The organism is Bradyrhizobium sp. USDA 3315, assembly GCF_054056795.1.
Genome location: NZ_JBSRYP010000001.1, coordinates 7,526,774 through 7,546,079, shown reverse-complemented (window position 1 = coordinate 7,546,079; position 19,306 = coordinate 7,526,774). Strand labels below are relative to the sequence as shown.

At 62.5% G+C, this 19,306-nt stretch carries 19 protein-coding genes; 11 read left to right on the top strand and 8 right to left on the bottom strand.

Annotated elements, in window-relative coordinates:
• Window positions 1-738 precede the first annotated feature (738 nt).
• Entirely contained in the window at window positions 739-1,953 is a 1,215-nt protein-coding gene (locus ACVIYL_RS35515; protein ID WP_456780742.1) for an MFS transporter, read from the bottom strand.
• Between the two features lie 112 nt (window positions 1,954-2,065).
• On the opposite strand from ACVIYL_RS35515, the gene ACVIYL_RS35510 reads away from it, so the two are divergent.
• The gene (locus ACVIYL_RS35510) at window positions 2,066-2,458 is read left to right on the top strand and encodes an ArsR/SmtB family transcription factor (protein ID WP_456780741.1); all 393 of its coding nucleotides are present in this window, start codon (window positions 2,066-2,068) and stop codon (window positions 2,456-2,458) included.
• 56 nt (window positions 2,459-2,514) lie between these two features.
• Here ACVIYL_RS35510 and ACVIYL_RS35505 read toward each other — a convergent pair whose 3' ends face one another.
• Window positions 2,515-3,462 (bottom strand): D-2-hydroxyacid dehydrogenase family protein, encoded by a 948-nt coding sequence (locus ACVIYL_RS35505; protein WP_456780740.1) that lies wholly within the window; start codon window positions 3,460-3,462, stop codon window positions 2,515-2,517.
• A 337-nt stretch (window positions 3,463-3,799) separates the two neighbouring features.
• On the opposite strand from ACVIYL_RS35505, the gene ACVIYL_RS35500 reads away from it, so the two are divergent.
• The 4 genes from ACVIYL_RS35500 to ACVIYL_RS35485 all read left to right on the top strand — a co-directional run bounded on the left by ACVIYL_RS35500 (window position 3,800) and on the right by ACVIYL_RS35485 (window position 9,821).
• On the top strand, window positions 3,800-5,236 hold the full coding sequence (locus ACVIYL_RS35500) for an FAD-binding protein (RefSeq protein WP_456780739.1): 1,437 nt from the start codon (window positions 3,800-3,802) through the stop codon (window positions 5,234-5,236).
• A 91-nt stretch (window positions 5,237-5,327) separates the two neighbouring features.
• Complete coding sequence (locus tag ACVIYL_RS35495) at window positions 5,328-6,986, top strand: MFS transporter (protein ID WP_456780738.1); 1,659 nt, start codon at window positions 5,328-5,330, stop codon at window positions 6,984-6,986.
• 77 nt (window positions 6,987-7,063) lie between these two features.
• The gene (locus tag ACVIYL_RS35490; protein WP_456780737.1) at window positions 7,064-8,542 is read left to right on the top strand and encodes an aldehyde dehydrogenase; all 1,479 of its coding nucleotides are present in this window, start codon (window positions 7,064-7,066) and stop codon (window positions 8,540-8,542) included.
• Window positions 8,543-8,606: 64 nt separating this feature from the next.
• On the top strand, window positions 8,607-9,821 hold the full coding sequence (locus tag ACVIYL_RS35485) for an iron-containing alcohol dehydrogenase (RefSeq protein ID WP_456780736.1): 1,215 nt from the start codon (window positions 8,607-8,609) through the stop codon (window positions 9,819-9,821).
• 41 nt (window positions 9,822-9,862) lie between these two features.
• Here ACVIYL_RS35485 and gcvA read toward each other — a convergent pair whose 3' ends face one another.
• Window positions 9,863-10,801, bottom strand: coding sequence for a transcriptional regulator GcvA (gene gcvA, locus ACVIYL_RS35480; RefSeq protein ID WP_456780735.1), 939 nt, complete (start codon window positions 10,799-10,801; stop codon window positions 9,863-9,865).
• A 139-nt stretch (window positions 10,802-10,940) separates the two neighbouring features.
• Between gcvA and ACVIYL_RS35475 the strand changes: the two genes are divergently transcribed.
• Genes ACVIYL_RS35475 through ACVIYL_RS35450 form a run of 6 tightly spaced genes read left to right on the top strand, consistent with a single transcriptional unit; the run spans window position 10,941 to window position 15,626 of the window.
• Entirely contained in the window at window positions 10,941-11,342 is a 402-nt protein-coding gene (locus tag ACVIYL_RS35475) for a Zn-ribbon domain-containing OB-fold protein (protein WP_456780734.1), read from the top strand.
• On the top strand, window positions 11,339-12,490 hold the full coding sequence (locus ACVIYL_RS35470; protein ID WP_456780733.1) for a thiolase family protein: 1,152 nt from the start codon (window positions 11,339-11,341) through the stop codon (window positions 12,488-12,490). The genes ACVIYL_RS35475 and ACVIYL_RS35470 overlap by 4 nt, the downstream gene beginning before the upstream one ends.
• A 2-nt stretch (window positions 12,491-12,492) precedes the next feature.
• On the top strand, window positions 12,493-13,248 hold the full coding sequence (locus tag ACVIYL_RS35465) for an SDR family NAD(P)-dependent oxidoreductase (protein WP_456780732.1): 756 nt from the start codon (window positions 12,493-12,495) through the stop codon (window positions 13,246-13,248).
• A gap of 1 nt (window position 13,249) precedes the next feature.
• Complete coding sequence (locus tag ACVIYL_RS35460) at window positions 13,250-14,050, top strand: enoyl-CoA hydratase/isomerase family protein (RefSeq protein ID WP_456780731.1); 801 nt, start codon at window positions 13,250-13,252, stop codon at window positions 14,048-14,050.
• A 2-nt stretch (window positions 14,051-14,052) separates the two neighbouring features.
• Entirely contained in the window at window positions 14,053-15,246 is a 1,194-nt protein-coding gene (locus tag ACVIYL_RS35455) for a CaiB/BaiF CoA transferase family protein (RefSeq protein ID WP_456780730.1), read from the top strand.
• Window positions 15,246-15,626 (top strand): PaaI family thioesterase, encoded by a 381-nt coding sequence (locus ACVIYL_RS35450; protein WP_456780729.1) that lies wholly within the window; start codon window positions 15,246-15,248, stop codon window positions 15,624-15,626. The genes ACVIYL_RS35455 and ACVIYL_RS35450 overlap by 1 nt, the downstream gene beginning before the upstream one ends.
• 769 nt (window positions 15,627-16,395) lie before the next feature.
• On the opposite strand, the gene ACVIYL_RS35445 is transcribed toward ACVIYL_RS35450, so the two are convergent.
• The 5 genes from ACVIYL_RS35445 to ACVIYL_RS35425 all read right to left on the bottom strand — a co-directional run bounded on the left by ACVIYL_RS35445 (window position 16,396) and on the right by ACVIYL_RS35425 (window position 19,290).
• The gene (locus ACVIYL_RS35445) at window positions 16,396-16,833 is read right to left on the bottom strand and encodes an MAPEG family protein (protein ID WP_456780728.1); all 438 of its coding nucleotides are present in this window, start codon (window positions 16,831-16,833) and stop codon (window positions 16,396-16,398) included.
• 38 nt (window positions 16,834-16,871) lie between these two features.
• Window positions 16,872-17,357, bottom strand: coding sequence for an SRPBCC family protein (locus ACVIYL_RS35440; RefSeq protein WP_456780727.1), 486 nt, complete (start codon window positions 17,355-17,357; stop codon window positions 16,872-16,874).
• Window positions 17,354-17,671, bottom strand: coding sequence for an ArsR/SmtB family transcription factor (locus ACVIYL_RS35435; protein WP_183231859.1), 318 nt, complete (start codon window positions 17,669-17,671; stop codon window positions 17,354-17,356). The genes ACVIYL_RS35440 and ACVIYL_RS35435 overlap by 4 nt, the downstream gene beginning before the upstream one ends.
• A 105-nt stretch (window positions 17,672-17,776) precedes the next feature.
• Window positions 17,777-18,601, bottom strand: coding sequence for a nucleoside phosphorylase (locus tag ACVIYL_RS35430; protein WP_456780726.1), 825 nt, complete (start codon window positions 18,599-18,601; stop codon window positions 17,777-17,779).
• 20 nt (window positions 18,602-18,621) lie between these two features.
• On the bottom strand, window positions 18,622-19,290 hold the full coding sequence (locus tag ACVIYL_RS35425; RefSeq protein ID WP_253610460.1) for an ArsR/SmtB family transcription factor: 669 nt from the start codon (window positions 19,288-19,290) through the stop codon (window positions 18,622-18,624).
• Window positions 19,291-19,306 lie beyond the last annotated feature (16 nt).

Genomic DNA, 19,306 nt, shown 5'->3' with positions numbered 1-19,306 from the left:
GACGCCGGGCGCCTAGGCCGGAGCACGGCAGTCCGGGGAGCGGAGGAATGCTCCTGACATCTGACGGTATTTTAAGATTTGTGTCAGTGCGGGCACTGTCAGTGTTGGTTGCGCATGCGGCGCGCCATCCAATCGATAGACTCCGATAGGTAGCGGAATTGCCTGCATTCCATGAGGAGCAATTTTTCTTGTGGATTCAAGACCAAAAAAATACGGCGGGTATGCCGTCGGCGTTTGTCCGTCAGATCGAGAAAATTGTGCTTACAGCTCAACGACGTGCCGTCGTTCAAAATGATAGAGTGGGAGTAGCGTCGCTGGCTGCTACTGCGCAGTTTTGCGTAGGTTCTGGTGCGGGTGTCTACTTCCTTTCCTTGCCATTGAGGATGGAGTTACGGACCTCCACTTAGCTTGATTGAGCTCGGCAATCCATTCATCTGCGTTGGCGGGCGTATCGAAGCGCGTTGGAGCGTGCGGAAAGGTTGCGCAGGCGGAGTGGGTCGCACGACGGCGGAGCGGAGTGAATCAGCTCCTTGTGTACGCGGAGCGGGTCCTGTCGTTCGAGCAGCGAGGTTGAAGGATGTCGATGTCGTGGCGCGAGTCGCTCCCCTGCCACAACGGGTACACCCCTGTGAGCTCACCTACGTCTTCTTTCAACGATAATCCGCGCTCCATGGCTGCAGTACTCGCGGCTGTCTCCGGCGCGCGATCTGTCCTCCTTGCTGCAGCGGACTGATCAAACTATTCCCTAAGGTTCATTTGGACGAAGCACGCACCGGCCGCAGCAACGAGGCCGAGCGCGGCGGCGAAAATGGTCGCGCCGGTGGCAAGTCCCGCAAGGTCGATCAGATAGCCGGTCAGCACTGGAAGCAGACCAGCGGGGATGTATCCGCCGAAGTTCATGACCGCGTTTGCCTCTGCGCGGCGCTCGGCAGCAACGTGCAGGCCGATCAACGAAAGTCCGCCGAGCTGCCCAAAGCCCTGGCCCGCGCCAGCGAGCAAGGCGGCGAGGATCAACAGACCCGCCAGCGATGCGTCGACCGCAATCGCGATGCTGATCATGGACATGACGGTGGCGGCCGCACCGATCAACATGATCGCTCGAATGGGAAGCTGCCTGAGCGCGAACTGAACGCCTGTTGCCGTCAGGAACATGGCGCAGGCCGTTCCTCCCGCAACAAGAGGGCTTGTGACATGGAGCAGCTTTGAAAGCAGCGATGGTCCGAGCGACAGCACGAAGGAGGTTGCCGTGATGCCGGGGCCGAAGATCGCGACGCCGAAAGCGACCTGCCGGCGATTTGCGCGCGGAACGCTGGGCACGCGCAGCCGCCAGCCATCGCCAGACTTGCGATCGAGCCGCTGCTGCGGCAGTGCAAGCACCAGAAGGCCGGTGCACGCCAACACGATCAGCTCGGTAGTGAAGATCAAAACGACGGGCTCGGCGAGCTGAACTGCAACGGAGCCCGCAAACAGCGGACCGAGGCCCGCGCCAAGCACCATGGCGACCGACGCGATCAGTGACGCCAGCCGGCGACGGTTCGGGCCGCCCTGATCGACGACGGAGGCCATGCCCGCTGACACCACGACGCCGACCGCAACGCCCGACAGGAAGCGCGCGACGAGCAGGGCGCCGACCGTCGTCGCGGTCGCAAACAGCACGCATGCCAACATCGCCGCTGCAAGGCCGGGCAGCAGAACTGGTCGTCGGCCGTAGCGATCGGAGAGCTGACCGGCGAGCGACAGAGACACCAGCAGGCCCAGAATGTAGGCTGCGAAGATCACGGTCAATGTGCCGGAAGAGAACCCGATCGTCCGCTGCCAATAGACGTAGAGCGGCGTTGCCGAATTCGACAGCACAAACACCGCTGTGACGACCCAGGCCGCGCTCCACATGCGCCAGGGGCGGGGTTCGCTGCGTGATGTGTCTGAAGGACGACCGATATCGCATGTGGTCATGCTATTCTCCTGTACGAAGTTTATCGTACTTAACATGGTTCGACAAATCTCGTACAGCGATGTAAGACAGCGCTCATATCGGTTCGTCAAAACTGCATAGGAATGCGCAGCCGTGGATGATCTTCCCGAGCCTCTGCCGGAGCCGGCCGCCAAGGAGATGCGGCTGGAGGCAATCATGGGCGCGCTCTCCGATCCGATCCGTCTGACGATCGTGCGCAAGCTTCTGCTGGAATCGGAGGCGTATGATCACACGTGCGGCTGGTTCGGCTTCGACAGGCCAAAGTCCTCGCTGACACATCATTTCAAGGCGCTGCGCGAAGCCGGCCTGATCCGGCAGCGTCAATACGGTCTCGAGCGGCGCAGCCGTCTGCGTATGGAAGACCTGAATCGGTGCTTTCCCGGCCTTCTGGATTTGGTTCGAAACTGGGATGAGCGGAAGCCCGGCGGGGCCAGTGTGCGTCAGAAGGCCAGCGCGCAGAAAAGTGGCGGGGCAAAGCGGTCCTAGCCGAGGATCGGCATGCTCACTCGGCCAGTCACGAACGGACCGAGCCGAAAGTTTGTTTAGTGTCCCGGCACGAAACGTGGAACGTCCTTCCCATCGAGGTAGCCAAGAAGGACGTCGGCAGCGGCGTCCGCAAACTGTCCGTACATTTCGTCCGTCGGCCAGCCGAGATGCGACGTGAGGACAACATTGGAGAGCTGCCGCAACGGGTGAGCCGCGGGCAGGGGCTCCTCGTCGAACACGTCGAGCGCGGCACCGGCAATGCGACCATCGGCAAGCGCGCGGTAGAGAGCCTTCTCGTCGACGATGGGGCCGCGCGCTGTGTTGACCAGATAGGCCGTCGGCTTCATCAGCGCGAGCCTTGCCGCGTCGATCAGGCCGCGCGAGTTGGGGCTGAGCGTTGCGTGAACCGAGACGATGTCCGAACAGCGCATGAGGTCGTCGAGCTCGCGCCGCTCCGCGCCGTGCTGCGCAGCGGCTTCGGCTGTCAGCCGGTTGCCCCAGGCCAGAACCTTCATGTCGAACGCGCCCGCAACCCGCGCTACGTACTTGCCGATGTTTCCGAGGCCCACGATACCGAGCGTCTTGCCGCGCAGAACCCGGGTCATCGGCGTCGGCCATCCTCCCGCCTTCACGGCATGATCCACGGACGGGATCTGACGCATGATCGCGATCATCAGTCCGATGGCAAGCTCGCCGGCGGCGGTGCAGAATCCTCCCGTCGCCTTGCCGATCAGAATGCCGCGCTGCTCCGCCGCGGCCAGATCGACGTGATAGGCATGATTGCCCGTCTGGGCGATGATCCTCACATCCGGCAATTGCTCGAAAAGTTCCTTCGTGAATCGCGTTCGTTCGCGCGTCGCCACCAGCGCATCGAAACCACGGAGAGCAGCCGCTTCGCCAAAGGGCTTGGTTAGAATCTCGACCTCGGCCCGTTCGCGCAGACGCTGGACGCCGGCCGTCTCATGATAGGCGCAATGAAAATCGTCGAGAAAGGCAACGCGCATCAAATGTCTCCCGTCTCCCTTGTGGGATCGTGGCAGCCCAGGGCCCGAAGCTGCATCTGCGGGCCTAGGCCAGATGGAGCGAACCAGACAACCGAGTTTTTCTCGACGATTGTTGTCCAGGGGTCAACAGCCCGCCCATCGCGCGATCGCTGGTGCCTAACGCGCCATTCTGCGGGCAGGTCGGCCCAAGCCCGTCTCATCGTTGCTCTTTAGTCAACAAGGACCTCCCAATTTCTCGTGCTGGTCGCTGGGACGACCTGCCTATGGTCGCCGCGTGCCATGCCAGCCCGCGCGGGCACAGCGAAATCAACGAGAAATCGGGCAGGAGGAGACCACAATGCAAACATTGAGCAGCTACGATTTTGTCGTTGTCGGCTGTGGCGCAGCAGGCTTGTCGGCTGCCGTCACTTATGCCGAGGCCACGGTCGGGCGACCGGTCCGGATCGCCGTGCTTGAACGCGCAAAGAAAGAGGGGCGCGGCGGAGCGACCCAGTGGACCGGAGCTTTCCTGCGGATCAACGCGAGCCGGAAGCTCGACGCCGATTGGCCTGATCGCGTCCGTCGTGTTTCCGGCGGGCGTTCGGACTACGAATATTGCCGCAAGCTCGAACAGGAGACACCGACGACCCTTCGCTTCATTGAGGAGAGGGGTGTCGAGCTCGTCTTTCCGGAGTTTCCGTTCGCGCATACCTTCAATGGCGAGGCCGGCGTTACTCCGCCTGGCCTTCCGGTCGGCGGCGGCGCGGCGATCGTCTCGGCATTGTTCAAGGCGCTTGAGAAGCACACCAACGTCGACATCCTCTATGAAACCGAGGCAGTTCGCCTGTCGGTGTCCGATGCCGGCGCGATCGACGGTCTGATCGTCCGCGGGAATGACGGCACACTCAAACGCATCGGGGCGGCCGCGGTCGTGCTGGCGTCCGGCGGCTTCGAAGGCAATGTCGAGATGCTGACGCGGTACATCGGGGCGCGCGCTTGCGACCTGCCACTGATTGCGCCGGGAATTGCGAACAACCGTGGTGACGGCTTGAGAATGGCGCTCGAACTCGGCGCCGATACCGCGGGTCAGTTCGACATGGTTCACGCCGAGCCCATTGACACGCGTACCGCCAGGGCCGACGCCGTCATCTACACCTACACCGGCGGCATTTTCGTTAACGGTGAGGCTGAGCGGTTCTACGACGAAGGCAAGGACACCTGGGACAACACCTTCGAACACATCGGCTACGAGATCTGGCGCAACCAGAACCAGAAGGCCTTCTGGATCGCGGACGCCAAGACGATGCAGGTACCCGGCGTCGAGATGGGCATGCTCAGCGATCTTCCGCCCGAGAAGGCGGATACGGTTGAAGTGCTGGCCGGCAAGCTGGGGCTTGATCCGGCCAAACTCGGAAAGACGGTCGCCACATTCAACGCCGCCGCTGTCCCCGGGAAGTTCGAACCCGGAAGACTGGACGGCCGAAGCACGACCGGTCTTACTCCGCCCAAATCGAATTGGGCGGTGCCGCTCGACACGGCGCCGTTCTACGGCATCCCGCTGACGGCAGCGATTACCTTCACGTACGGGGGTGTTCGCACCGATCTTCACGCGCGAGTCGTGACGCCGGCGGGCATTCCGATCCCGAATCTCTATGCGGCCGGGGAGGTCACAGGCCTCTTCTATCACGAATATCCGCCGGCGACGTCCGTGCTCCGCTCGTTGACGTTCGGCCGCATCGCCGGCGCGCATGCGGCGGCGCAAGTGGTGGGATCGAAAGTCGCCGCCTTCGCCTGACCGGTCTCCGATTTCACATTTTCAAGTGTCCGGGCCGGGATCGAGCCGGGCCCGGACGTCACGATTGATAGAGGGTGAGGGATTTATGGATATGACGGCAGCCATCGCGGCCAACGATACGGCGACCATGTCGCGGAAGGAAAAGCGCGTCGTCTTCGCCGCGTCGCTAGGAAGCGTGTTCGAGATCTACGATTTCTTTCTGATCGGCTTGCTCGCCACGGAAATTACCAAGGCGTTCTTCTCCGGCGTGAATCCGACCGCCGGGTTCATTTTCACCTTGCTCGGTTTTGCAGCAGGCTTCCTTCTCAGGCCTTTCGGCGCGCTCGTGTTCGGACGTGCCGGCGATCTGATCGGACGAAAGTACACGTTTCTCGTGACGATCGTCTTGATGGGGCTGTCGACCCTTTCCATCGGCCTGTTGCCGACCTACGCCAGTATCGGCATTGCGGCACCCGTTCTCTTCATCACGATGCGCATGCTTCAGGGGCTTGCGCTGGGCGGCGAGTTCGGCGGCGCAATGATCTATGTCGCGGAGCACGCTCCCGCCGATCGGCGCGGCGCGTGGACCGCGTGGATCATTCTGACCGCGGCACTTGGCTTTCTCCTCGCGGTCGGCGTCATCATTCCGCTCCGCTTCGTCCTGAGCGAACCTGATTTTGCCGTGTGGGGCTGGCGCATTCCATTCCTCGTTTCGGTGTTGTTGCTCGCGGTCTCCCTCTGGATCCGCCTGAAGCTCGATGAGACGCCGGAATTCCGCCGGATGAAGGAGGAGGGGCGCGCGTCCAAGGCGCCAATCGGCGAGACGTTTGGTGAGTGGCGGTACCTGAAGCTCGTGCTCATCGCGCTCTTTGGCATCGTCCCGGGTCAAGCCGTCATCTGGTACACCGGCCAGTTCTATTCGCTGTTCTTCCTGACGAAAGTCCTGAAGATCGACGGGACAACAGCCAATCAGCTCGTCATTGCCGCAACCGTGGTGACGGCGCCGCTCTACATTCTCTTCGGTGCCCTGTCGGATCGCATCGGCCGCAAGCCGGTCTATCTGACCGGCTATCTGCTCGGCGCCGTCCTGATCATTCCGTTGTTTCACGGGCTTGCGCATTTCGGCAACCCGGATCTCGACAAGGCTCAGCGCGAGAATCCGATCGTCGTCGTTGCCGACCCTGCGCAATGTTCGCTGCAATTCAACCCGAGCGGGACCGCACGCTTCTCGTCATCCTGCGACGTCGTCAGGGCAGCCGTCGCCAGGCTCGGCCTCAGCTATCAGAGCAGCCCTGCATCGCCTGGCACGGTAGCTCAGGTCAAAATCGGGGACGACCTTGTCCAGGGCTTCGACGCTCTGGGTGATCGGGCCGGAAGCAGAGAGAAGGAATTCAACGCAGCCTTGACGGCGACCCTGAAGAAGCGGGGGTACGTGCTGGATCAGGTCGATCCGGCCTCGATCAACAGGCCCGGCATCATCCTCGTCCTCGTCCTTCTGCTCAGCTTTGGAACGATGACCTTCGCGCCGAGCTGCACGGCGCTCATCGAGCTGTTTCCGTCACGCATCCGCTACACGGCGATGTCGTTTCCCTATCATCTCGGGGCCGCATGGTTCGGCGGATTCCTGCCCGCGACCACCTTCGCCATCAATGCGGCGACGGGAGATATCTATGCCGGGCTGCTCTATCCCAGCATCGTGGCCGGCGTCGCCTTCGTCATTGCGCTCGTGCTCGCCAGGGAGACGAAGGGGATCGACATCTCCGGGGCGTGATGCGCGCCGGAACGGCGCGGGAGACATGGATTGTTTAGGCGGTGCGTCGCACCGTCGCTTCTATGAAAGGTTTGGATATGCAGGAATTCTTGATGCGGATCGGCACCGAATGGCGCCGGGCCGAAGACGGCGAATGGTTCACGAGCATGGACCCGTATACCGGGCGCGACTGGGCTCGCCTGCCACGGGGGAAGGCCGCAGACGCCGACGCGGCGGTCCAGGCCGCGTCTAGGGCCTTCCGGAGCGGTCCCTGGCCGTCGATGACCGCCAGCGCAAGGGGACTGCTGCTGCACCGGCTCGGCGATCTCATTGCTCGTCACGCCGAGGAATTGGCAGAGCTCGAGGTGAACGACAACGGGAAGCTCAAGGCCGAAATGCTCGGCCAGATGCGATACCTGCCGCAATGGTTCTATTATTATGCCGGATTGGCGGACAAGGTCGAAGGCCGCGTCACGCCGATCGACAAGCCGGGCGTCTTTCATTACACGCTGCACGAGCCGCTGGGCGTCGTCGCGGCGATCGCGCCCTGGAATTCTCCGCTGCTGCTCGCCGCGTGGAAGATCGCTCCCGCGCTCGCCGCCGGCAATACGATCGTGATCAAGCCGTCCGAGTTTTCGTCGGCCTCGACAATTGCGTTCGCCCGGCTGTGCGAAGAGGCAGGCTTCCCGCCGGGCGTGGTCAACGTCATCACCGGATTTGGACCGGAGGTCGGCGAACCCCTGGTCAAGCATCCGCTCGTGGCGCGCATTGCGTTCACCGGAAGCGAGAACGGCGGCCGGCATGTCTACGCGGCGGCCGCTGAAAACATCAAGCGCGTCTCGCTCGAACTCGGCGGCAAATCGGCCAACATCGTGTTCAGCGATGCGGATCTCGATGACGCGGTCAAGGGCGTCGTGTCGGGCATCTTTGCGGCCACGGGGCAGACCTGCATGGCCGGCTCGCGCCTTCTGGTGCATTCCTCGATCCACGACGAATTCGTCGCGCGTCTGGTGAAGTTCATGCAGACGGCACGTCTCGGAGACCCGCGAAAGCCCGAGACGAATATCGCCCCGGTGTCCACGCAGCCGCAACTCGAGAAGGTTCTCGCCTATTTTGACATCGCCAGAAGGGAAGGGGCCGAATGTGTGCTTGGCGGCGAGCGTTCGCGTCGGCCGGGCTGCGAGGAGGGGCTTTTCGTCGAGCCGACGATCTTCACCGGCGTATCCAACAGCATGCGCATCGCCCGAGAGGAGGTGTTCGGCCCCGTCCTTGCTGTGCTGAAATTCGGGACCGATGACGAAGCGGTCGCGATCGCCAATGACAGCCCTTATGGGCTGGCAGCCGGCGTTTGGACGCGCGATCTCCAGCGGGCCATGCTGCTTCCGAAACGGCTCGAGGCGGGCACGGTCTGGGTTAACGCCTATCGGCTGGTCAGCTATCTCGCTCCTTTCGGCGGCGTCAAGGCGTCAGGAATCGGCCGCGAGAACGGCCTGAACGCGATCTACGAATACCTCGAGGAAAAGAGCGTGTTCATCAATCCGAAGCCCGGCATCGCAAACCCGTTCGTGCTCAGTTGAGAGCCGTCATCCAAAGCCAGCCGCGCCAAACCTGCCGAGATCCGTCAGCCCGGAGCCACCAATCGTGTCCAATGTCTATCATATGCCGACCCGCATCATCTCCGGGACCGGCGCGCTCGAATCGCTCGCATCAACGGTCAAGGGCTTCGCGGTCAAATCCGTGATGCTCGTCTCCGACCCGATCATCTCCCGTCAATCCTGGTATCAGCGCGCGCTCGAGCAGCTCGTTGCCGCGGGATTTTCAGTGCTGCGGTTTGAAGAATGCGAGATCGACGCGCGCGTTAGACAGATCGACGCGCAGGGCAAACGGGTGCGCGAGCAGTCGGTCGGTGCCGTGATCAGCATTGGGGGCGGGTCGGTGATGTGCGCCGGCAAGGGAATCGCGATCGTCGGCGCCAACGGGAAGTCGCTCCGCGACTGCACGGGCGTCGGCAATTTCGAACGCCGCGCATTGCCGATGGTGATGGTCCCGACCACGGCCGGGTCCGGCTCGGAGGTGTCGCAATGGACCGTGGTCAAGGATGACGAGAACCATGCCAAGCTGGTGTGCGGAGGGCCGCTCAGCTTTCCCGATGTCGCCATTCTGGATCCGACCGTGCTTGAGTCGCTGCCGCCGCGCATTGCCGCGGCAACTGGCGTGGACGCGATGACCCATGCCCTGGAGGCCTACACCAGCAGTCTCGCATCCCCGCTCACCGACGCGATCGCGCTCGAGGCGATCAGGTTGCAGGCGTCCTCGCTCCGCGCATCGATTTGCGGCCTCCACGACGTCAATGCGCGTGCGGACAATCTTCTGGCTTCATCGATGGCCAACATCGCGTGCGGCAACGCGCGCCTGGGGCATGCGCACACCCTGTCGCTGCCGCTCGAAGGTCTCGTCGACATGCCGCATACGCTTGGCGTGGGCGTGTTGATGCCCCACGTTCTGGCGTTCAATCTGATGGTGCTGCCGGCCAAAGCACCACATGTGGCCCGGGCGCTCGGCGCCCGCCTGCATGACGACTGCTCGCCCCAACAGGCCACCGACCTGGCTGTTTCCGCGTTGCGGCAGCTCTACGAAGACGTCGGCTTCCCCATGCACTGGGCAAGGGATGCCCTGCCGAAGCAGCAGGTTCGGGAAATGGCCGAACGCGCCGTGCCTGGACTTTACGCTGGCACGGCCGGGATCGAGCGGTTCAAGTCGATGAAGATCACCGACGACACGGTGATCGAGAGCCTCGCGCCGAGGAAGATGACGGTCAGCCAGGCCGACGCGATTTTCACAGCCTGCATCGCCTGAACCATACGCGCTTGCGGCCGATCGGATGAGTGTAACTCCGGTCAGGCCATCGCCTTGCGCAATTTGCGACCCGCCGGCGACGCCGGCGGTTCGTCTTCAGCCTGGGTCTGCTCGACCAGCCAGCTTCGAAATTGCCGGAATGCTGGCTTGCGCAGGCTCTTCTGAGGATAGATCAGGTAATAGGTGAATCCCTCGCGATCGAGCGTCGGGCCGAAGGGCTGAACCAGGCGCCTTGCGCGCAGGTCATCGGCGACGAGCACGCGCTGCGCGATCGCGACGCCCTGGCTGTCGAGCGCAGCCTGGTAGGCGAGGACGGAGCTCGTGAATTTCGGTCCCGCGTAGGGGGCGATCTCGGTGAGCTGCGCCGCCTTGAGCCACAACATCCAGTCGTCCGGCCGTGCCAGCGAGTGCAGCAGCGGCACGCGGCGAAGATCGCCCTTCTGCTTCAGCTCGAACTCCCGCCGATATTTGGGACTGCAAACGGGAATCAAATGGTTTGCCACGAGCCTGTCCACGCCCAGTCCAGGCCAGTTTCCGTCGCCAAGGCGCACCGCGCAGTCGACATCCTCGTTCCGGAAATCGACCTCTTCCAACGAGGTCGTGAGGCGAACCTCGTTCAGCCGGTTCATCGCCTGATAGGACGACAGGCGCGGCACCAGCCATTTCATCGCGAAGGTGGTGTAGGCCCTGATCTTGAGGACATTGCCCGAGCGTTCTCCCGTCAGCTTGCGGGTCGCGTCACGGATCCCGTCGAGATGGTGCGCGATGGCTTCGAGATACTGCTCTCCCTCGGCGGTCAACGCCACCGCGCGCGGCTCGCGGCGAAACAGCTTCACGCCGAGATGAGATTCGAGAATCTGCACCTGCCGGCTCACGGCGCCGGGTGTCACGGACAGAAGCTCCGCCGCACCGCGGATGCTGCGTAACTTTGCGGCGGCCTCGAAGGCGCGCAGCGGATTGAGCGGAGGCAATCGGTCCATCGTGCCGCGACTATGCGCCGATCGTTGCCTTTTAGTCAACAATGGCCCCCGCGTTTCTCGTTCTGAGCCTGCGCGATATCCGCCTAAACGTCTCGGTCAATGGCTTGCTCGGCACGCCTTCGGTTTCCCGGGAGGATCAATGAACCAGCTTTCGAACGTCGAGACGGTCTCGACAGATCGCGACGCCATCGGCTCGCAAGGGTCCGGGAGGCTTTTTGCATCCCGCGACCGCGCAACCGGCCAGTGTGTCTTCCCTCCCGTTCCGGCACGATCGCCGAGTGCGCACCGCTATGAGCCGGTGACCCTGTCGCGAACTGCACGGCTCTACAGCTTTTCGGTGATCCACCCGAATCCGAAAACCGGCGAACAGCCTTTCGTCGTCATCTACGCGGACTTTCCGGAAGGCGCGCGCGCGTTCGGACGACTGCTCCTGCCGCAGGAGCAGCGCCCGCTGGTCGGGATGCCGGTCGAAGCGCGGATCACCGGGCAGGGCGTCGCGACGACCTACGCATTCGTTCCCGGCGAGGGGGCCCGATCATGACAACGACCGTCTATGTCGCCGGTGCGGCGATGACCGCCTTCGGCCGCCACAACGACCTCTCCATGCAGGACCTCGCGCAGTCCGCGGTGGTCGGTGCGCTTGCCGACGCCGAAATTGCGGCCGACCGCATTCAAGCGATGTACAACGCCAATGTATACGGCGGCATGGTGCTGGGCCAGGTGCTCATGCGGGATCTCGGCATCACGGGGCCGGCCCTCTACAATGTGGAGAACGCCTGCGCGAGCGGGGCAACGGCGGTGCACCTCGCTTGCCATGCGCTTCGGCTCGGCATCTACGACACCGTTCTCGTCTGGGGCGTCGAGAAGCTGACGTCGTTCGGCGGCGGGACGATCCCGCTGCAACGGAACGACTACAAGACCGAGCTGTACGCTTCGCAGGGCATGACGCTGCCAACTGTCTACGCGATGCGCGGGACCCGCTATCTGCACGAGCGCAATGAAAAGCCCGAGATACTGGCCCGCGTCGCCGTCAAGAACCGGGCCCATGGCGAGCTCAATCCCCTGGCGCAGCAGCGCAAGGCCGTGTCGATCGACGAAGTGCTCCAGTCCCGGCCGGTCGCGGAGCCGCTGACATTGCTGCAGTGCTGTCCGTCCATGGTCGACGGCGCCGCGGCAGTGGTGCTGACGACGGTTCGTCCGTCGTCTGCGCGCCCTGCTGTGCGCGTCCTCGGTTCGGCCGTGCAATCCGGCCGGCTGGAGGAAGGTTGCGACGATATTCTCGACGCCGAGATCACCGCACGGACCGCGCGGCTGGCTTACGAAAATGCGGGTCTGGGTCCGCGCGACGTCAACGTCGTCGAGCTGCACGATGCTTTCACGATCGCCGAGCTGCTATACTACGAGGCGCTGGGTCTCGCGGAGCCGGGCGAGGGGGCTGCGCTGCTCCGCCGCGGCGCCACGGCTCTCGGCGGACGCGTGCCCGTCAATCCGAGCGGCGGGTTGCTCGCCAAGGGGCATCCTCTCGGCGCCACCGGCGTCGCGCAAATGGTCGAGATTGCCTGGCAGCTCCAGAGCCGGGCCGGCAAGCGGCAAGTCGAGGGGGCACGGATCGGATTGACCCAGTGTACGGGCGGCGGCATCGCCGGCGTCGATCATGCAGCGTCGGCCGTCCACGTGCTCGGAGTGTAGTCATGACGAAACAAGACAGCGCGATCGTCACCGGCGCCGCCCGAGGTATCGGGCTCGGTATTGCGCGGAGCCTTTGCAGTGCCGGGTATAACGTCGCTCTCTTCGATCGCGACGCCGCGGCATTGGAGTCGGCGGTAAAGGAATTGCGGCAGACCGAAACCGGACAGCAATTGCTGCCGGTGCCCGTGGACGTCACCGACCGTGGCGAGATCGAAGCCGCGGTTCGCATGACGCAGCAGACCTTCGGCGGCATCGAAATCCTCATCAACAATGCGGGTGTCGTTCGTGATCGACGCTTCCTCGACTTGTCCGACGACGATTGGGATCTCGTCGTATCGACTAACCTCAGATCGCAGTTCCTGATGTCACGGGCCGTGCTCCCGGTGATGGTCGAGCGAGGCTACGGCCGCATCGTCAACATCTCGTCGCGGGCATGGCTCGGAGGCTTCGGTCAGGCGAACTATTCGGCCGCCAAAGGCGGCGTCGTGAGCCTCACTCGAAGCCTTGCCATCGAGTTTGCGGCCAATGGCATCACGGTCAACGCGATCGCTCCGGGGATCGTCGACACGCCTTTGTTCCGCGATTTCAAGGCGGAGGTCCAGGAGCGGCTCAAAAAGAGCGTTCCGATGCAGCGCATCGGGCTGCCGGAGGATATTGCCCAGGCCGTGCAATTCTTCGCGGCGCAGGCAAGCTCCTATATCACGGGACAGCTGATCTATGTCTGCGGCGGCCGCAGCCTCTCCAGCGTGAGCGTCTGACATGGCTGTCCACCAAATGCGCGACAGGGCCGTCGCCACGATCACCATCGATCGGCAGGACGCCCTGAATGCACTGGATGTCGAGACCCAGAGGCGATTGCGCGACGAGCTGATTGTTGCCCGGGACGACGATGCGGTTCGCGTGATCGTGCTGACCGGCGCCGGCGAACGCGCCTTCTCGGTCGGGGCCGACCTGAAGCGGACGGCGCCCGCGGAACATCCCTACGTCGCGGCCTGGACGGCTCGCGACGAGGTCGCAACCGAGCGGGGCGCCTATGTCCGCTTCATGAATATCGACCGGTTGGAGATCTGGAAGCCGATCATCGCTTCGATCAATGGCTATTGCCTCGGCGGCGGGCTCGAGCTTGCGCTGCAATGCGATTTGCGTGTCGCGGCGAATACCGCGAGCTTTGCGTTACCGGAGGTCAAGGTGGGCAGTGTTGCCGGGGTGTGCGGACCGCTGCTGCTGCGTGCAATTCCCGCCGCATCAGCCTCGAAGATGCTGCTGACCGGGGCGCGCATCGATGCCGCGGAGGCCCTTCGTATCGGTCTGGTGAGCGACGTCTGGCCGTCCGCGTCGCTGGCCGAGCGCACCAGCGAACTGGCGCAAGCCGTGGCCAGCAATGCACCCTTGTCGCTCTACGCGACCAAGCGCCTTGCCCGGGAAACCGAGACCTCGTCGCGCTCAATGCTTCACAACATGACCGAAATGGTCTTCGGCATGATCAAAAACACGGCGGATCGGATCGAAGGTCGCAATGCCTTCGCCGAGAAGCGCCCGCCACGCTTTCATGGACGATGATGATGACCAGCCCTCAAACATCCGGCCCAACGCCGCCGCATCCGCTCGAAGGCGCTCTTTCCGGTGTCCGATTGGTCGACTTTTCGCAGATCGCCGCCGGCCCTCTCTGCACCATGCTGCTGGCTGATATGGGGGCCGACGTTGTGAAGATCGAGCCGCCGGGCGGCGATATCAGTCGCACCTTGGGTCCGAATTTTGTCGGCGGCGAGAGCACCACGTTTCTTTCGCTCAATCGTAACAAGCGCAGCGTCGTGTTGGATCTCAAGTCCGAGCGAGGGCTGACGGAAGCCCACAACCTCATAGCAACCGCCGATGTGCTCGTGGAGAGCTTCCGCCCCGGTGTCGCTGCAAGGCTCGGCATCGGTTACGCGCAGGCGAGGGCGCTTAATGCCAAGCTGATCTATTGCTCTGTATCTGCCTATGGCCAATCCGAGCCCGGGAAACCTGGTGTCGACGGCGTCCTTCAGGCCGTCTCGGGCCTGATGAGCATCACAGGACTTGACGGACAGCCGCCCACAAAGCTTCAAGCCCCGGTGGTGGATATGGTCACCGGGTATCATGCAACGATTGCTATCCTCGCCGCCCTGCTCAAACGTGGTATCGGCACCGTTCCCTCCCATCTGGATATCAGTCTGTATGCCTCAGCTCTGCTCCTTCAGCAGGTGCCGCTGACGGAGTTTCTTATCTCGGGCGAGCTACCCAGGCGCAGCGGAAGCGGCGCACCCTATGCGACACCAAACGAGGCTTATGAGACGGCTGATGGCTACATTATGGTCGCTGCCTATCAGCAGGAGCATTGGCGAAAGCTTTGCCGCGTGATTGGGCGCCACGAGCTTGCAGATGATGAGCGGTTCGCCACGCTTCCAAGACGTATGGAGAACCGCGAGGAGCTTACCCGGGAACTGGGACTGACGTTCCGCTCGAACGACAGCGCGTCCTGGCTTCACCTCCTGGAAACTGCCGATATCGTCTGTGGCCCGATCGCAGATTATCTGCACGTGCAAACGTCCCGGCGCTTTGCAGACGCGCGCATTGTCGCGTCGGTAGACCATCCTCGTGCCGGCGCGGTTGAAATGCCGGGATTTGCGATCGGTGGTCCAGCCCTGGCCGTTCGGATGCCGCCACCAACCTTGGGCGAACACAACGATCTCCTCCGCCAAAGCGATGCCCGCTTCGCCGGTGCCGAGAGCCGGTGATGGATCTGCATAATCCGCTGCTGCAGTATCTGGGAGTTGGCTTATCCGAATGGACTGCAGGAGGCTGCAGGTTCTATCTCGATGTTCAGCCGCGTCATCTCAATCGACAAGCCAGCCTTCAAGGCGGTGTAATCGCGACCCTGCTCGACGCTGCATGCGGCTATGCCGGACTAACTCCCGAAACCGAGGGAGCCCAGGATCATGCGGTGACGGTCATGTTGACGATCAGCTATCTCGCCAAAGTCGATAGCGGACGAATATTTGCAGCTGGTCGATTAACTCACATGGGCAGACGCCTGTATTTCGCTTCGGGTCAGGTGTTCACTGCCGAGAACAAGATTATAGCGAGCGCACAAGGAACTTTTCGGCGAAGCCAATAAGGCGGTGGCCGCTCTCACCAGACCTGCAGTCCGAAGTTCTTTAATATTAATCTGCATGAGCGCAGCTACGTTGCTCCAACCGACCTGTGCGCGAGACTGGATGAGGTCGTGCGTCTTTGACTGATGTGGGAGTGGGCAGTACCGTTCCCCACGCCACCAATACGTTGCCGAAGAACCATGGCAGCATGCATCGGCGGGAGGTAACTTGACTTGCTTTCCGCGAATTGACGGTATCGGGAAAGGCACAGCAGTCGGAGATCAAGCGAAAGCCGCACACCACACAGGCCCATATATTGGGGCCTGGCCAATCGACTTCGATAGTCGCTGGAACGACGGCTTGGCTGCGGCGCCGAAATTTTCCTGTGAATTCAAGATCGAAAAGTTAGGGCGGATATGCCGTCGGGATTTGTCGGTCGGTTTTGAGAGATTGTGCTTGCAACTCAACGCGGTAGTGTTGTCCTAAATGATTGAGTGGGAGTAGGGGGAACGGCTGCTACCGGGTGGTTTTGCGTAGGTTTGGGTGGGGCAGTTCTCCACTTCCTTTCATCGCCGGGCACTGTCCAAAGTTGTGACTTCCACTTACCTGATCGCGGTCGGACCTTCATCCTGCTTTCGCGAGGTGGGTATTGTGGCGCATTGCAGCGTGCAGAAAGGTCGGAGTTTGGTGGGCCCAAGCATCAGTTGAAGGAAGGCAGCTCTTGGCGCAAACCGGACGCTCGGCCGGTCCCGCATGTCTCAGAAGGTCCAAAAGCCGAAATGATAACCATCGTCAGACGGCCCGGTGTTGATACCCTAGTGAAATAGCTGCCACCGTGGTCACGGCAATGAGAGCGATAGTTACGAGCGCACCTGAAACATAGAGAATGGTTCTGATGCTGCCGCCTTTGGCGGCGTTGCCGCCGCGCAAATAGACCGCAAGATGGATCAGACGTATTGCGATATAGATCCAGACGAGCGTTGCAAGCGTAGCGGGTCCAACCCCCGTCACCATAGCCAATACAGCCGGAACCGCAAAAGGCATCAATGCCTCCACCGTGTTCATGTGAACGCGATCGATGCGGTATAATAGATTGTCGTCATCCGCTGGAAGGACAGGTCCGGAGAGTGCCCCCGCTCTGCCTTTGGACGATCCTGAATAGACCGCCAGCAAAATTGACGAGAGGCACAGAACAAGCACTCCGACAATGCTAAGCGAGTAGGCTGCCATGTGGGCCTCCGCAATCACCATGACGTCGGCCGCGAGCATCACACATCACGGGCAATGCGCTCTACGAACCGTTTCAGATAGAGCGGCCAGCCCTGATCGCCCTCGACTCCGTCGCGCACGCCTTCCCAGCCTTCGCCATGACGTTCGAGGTGACGGTGCTCAAGCTCCAACCGAGTCCGGCTCGGCGACTCGGCAATGAATCGCACCTCCCATTCACTGGTCTTGTCGGGATCGCTTTCGATCTGCCAGCGCGGGCTGATGTCCCAGCTCAGAAGGACGCGATTCGGCGGCTCAAAAGCCAACACACGCGCCCAGCGGCATTCGCTGCCATCGACACCCCGATCATAAACGTGCCCCCCAACTCGGGGTTCGAACACAGTCTCTGCGACGGGGACGGAGAGCAGATTGTGCTCGCGAGGCTTGAAGCTGCCGAAGTCTTCAGTGAAGACCTTGAACGCACGCTCGATAGGCGCCTCGACCACGATAGATTGTTTGATGGGCGCGGCCGATACACGTTTAATCATTGCTGGTCCTCCACTGATTTTTCGACGGCCACTTTGTAGGCTGCCAGTGTGCTGCTCCAGAACCGGTCAAGCCAGGCGCGCATCTGGCCGAGCCCCGCCGGATCGATGTGATAAATGTTGCTGGCCCCCTTTGGCTCGGCACGAACCAAACGAGATTCGCGCAGCACCTTCAGATGCTGGGAGACGGCTGACTGGGAGACCGTCAGCTCTCGAGTGAGCTCAACGACGGTGCGAGGCCGCGCGCCCACCAGTTCGAAAATTCGTCTGCGAGTGGAATCGCCCAGAGCGGCCAATTGCACGCTGTCTTTAGCCATGGCTGTCCGACGCCATATAATTAGTTATGACTAATGATTAGCGTGAACTGATGATTACGTCAAATGGAGATGTAGCCAAACTTTCGCATACCGTTCACAGGCAGGTCATGACCCGGAACTTCGCCACCCCCGCGCCGCAGCGGCGACGACGGCGAGCGTGGCCTTGGCACCGTCCGCCTCGCCCTTCTCGAAGTCGCCTTCGGTCTGCGCCATCGAGTTCGTGACGTGAGCGAAGCAGACGATCGAGTTGCCGCTCGTTGTGCCGAAAGCGTAGAGGGCCGCAGCTTCCATCTCCACGGCGAGCGTCCCCAGATCGCGCGCTCGCGCGATCGCCGCTTCGGTCTCGCGATAGGGAGCATCCGTCGTCCAGGTCGAGCCCCGATGCAGTTTCTCCGGCAGCGATCGGCCCGCCCGCTCGACGCGATCCAGAAGCGACAAGTCGGGTGCCGCGGCGAAAGCCGAGCCAGGCAGGTAGTGATAACTCGTCCCCTCGTCGCGCAACGCGCGGTCGATCAGGACGAAGTAGGGAGTCGGTCCGATGGGATTGATCTGGCCCGCCGAGGTGACGCTGACGAGCAACCCGCAGCCCGACGCGAAGAGCTGCTCGGCGACCAGGACGGCGAAGGGGGCGCCGACGGCGCAGCCGACGATCCCGACCTCGCCGATGCCGTCGAGATCGAAGGCAAGAAGCTCGGTATGGTAGCAGGCCCAACCTTCGTGGACGCGGCCGGCACCGGTCCGCTTGAGGTGACGGACGACGTCACCGTCCGGATCGAGCACGCAGATTTCGGGCACTGCGACGAGCGGCAACTGTCTCTGCCGGCGCGCCTCCCTCAACAGGGATTCAGGCCGGAACACCGAGGGCGCCTTGTGATCCTTTACGCCAACGATCGGCCACGCGGATTCCGCGCGATGCGGCTTATCATCCATGATGCACCTGACGATCTGTCTCAAGCCGCGGATTCGACCGGCAGGCCGGCGGCTTTCCATTCCGGGTAACCGTCCTCAAGACGGCGAACGCGATAACCGCGCGCTCTCAGCGCCGACACGGCTTCGAACGAAAGAACGCAATAGGGCCCGCGACAGTAGGCAATCACCTCGCGGCCCTTTGGCAGTTCGCCGAGGCGTCGTTCCAGTTCGGCAAGCGGGACGTTGAGCGCACCTGGTAGATGGCCGAGCGCGAACTCATCCTCGGGCCGCACATCGAGCAACGTAACCAGGTCGTCCCGTAACCGCGCGACCAGGTCGTCACGCGAGACGGGCTCAAGCGCATCACGGGCCTGGAAGTAATCGGTCACAACACGACCGATCTCGGCGACATTCCGTTCACCTACGCGTCCCAGCGCTTTGATCAGCGTGACCACTTCGGCATCGCCGGCGAGACGATAGAGAATATGTTTGCCGCGACGCTCGGTCTCGACAAGACGCGCGCGCCTCAGGATCTGTAGGTGCCGCGACGTGTTGGCGAACGTCAGATGTGCCCGAGCGGACAGCTCCTCGACAGTGCGTATCCCCTGCGCAAGGTGCTCCAGGAGCTCAAGCCGGTGAGCGTGGCCGAGCGCCTGCGCCACCTGGGCAAGGTTTTCATAGATCGCCTGTTTCGGTCCCGAGCTTGACACGGCGCTCCTTCAATAT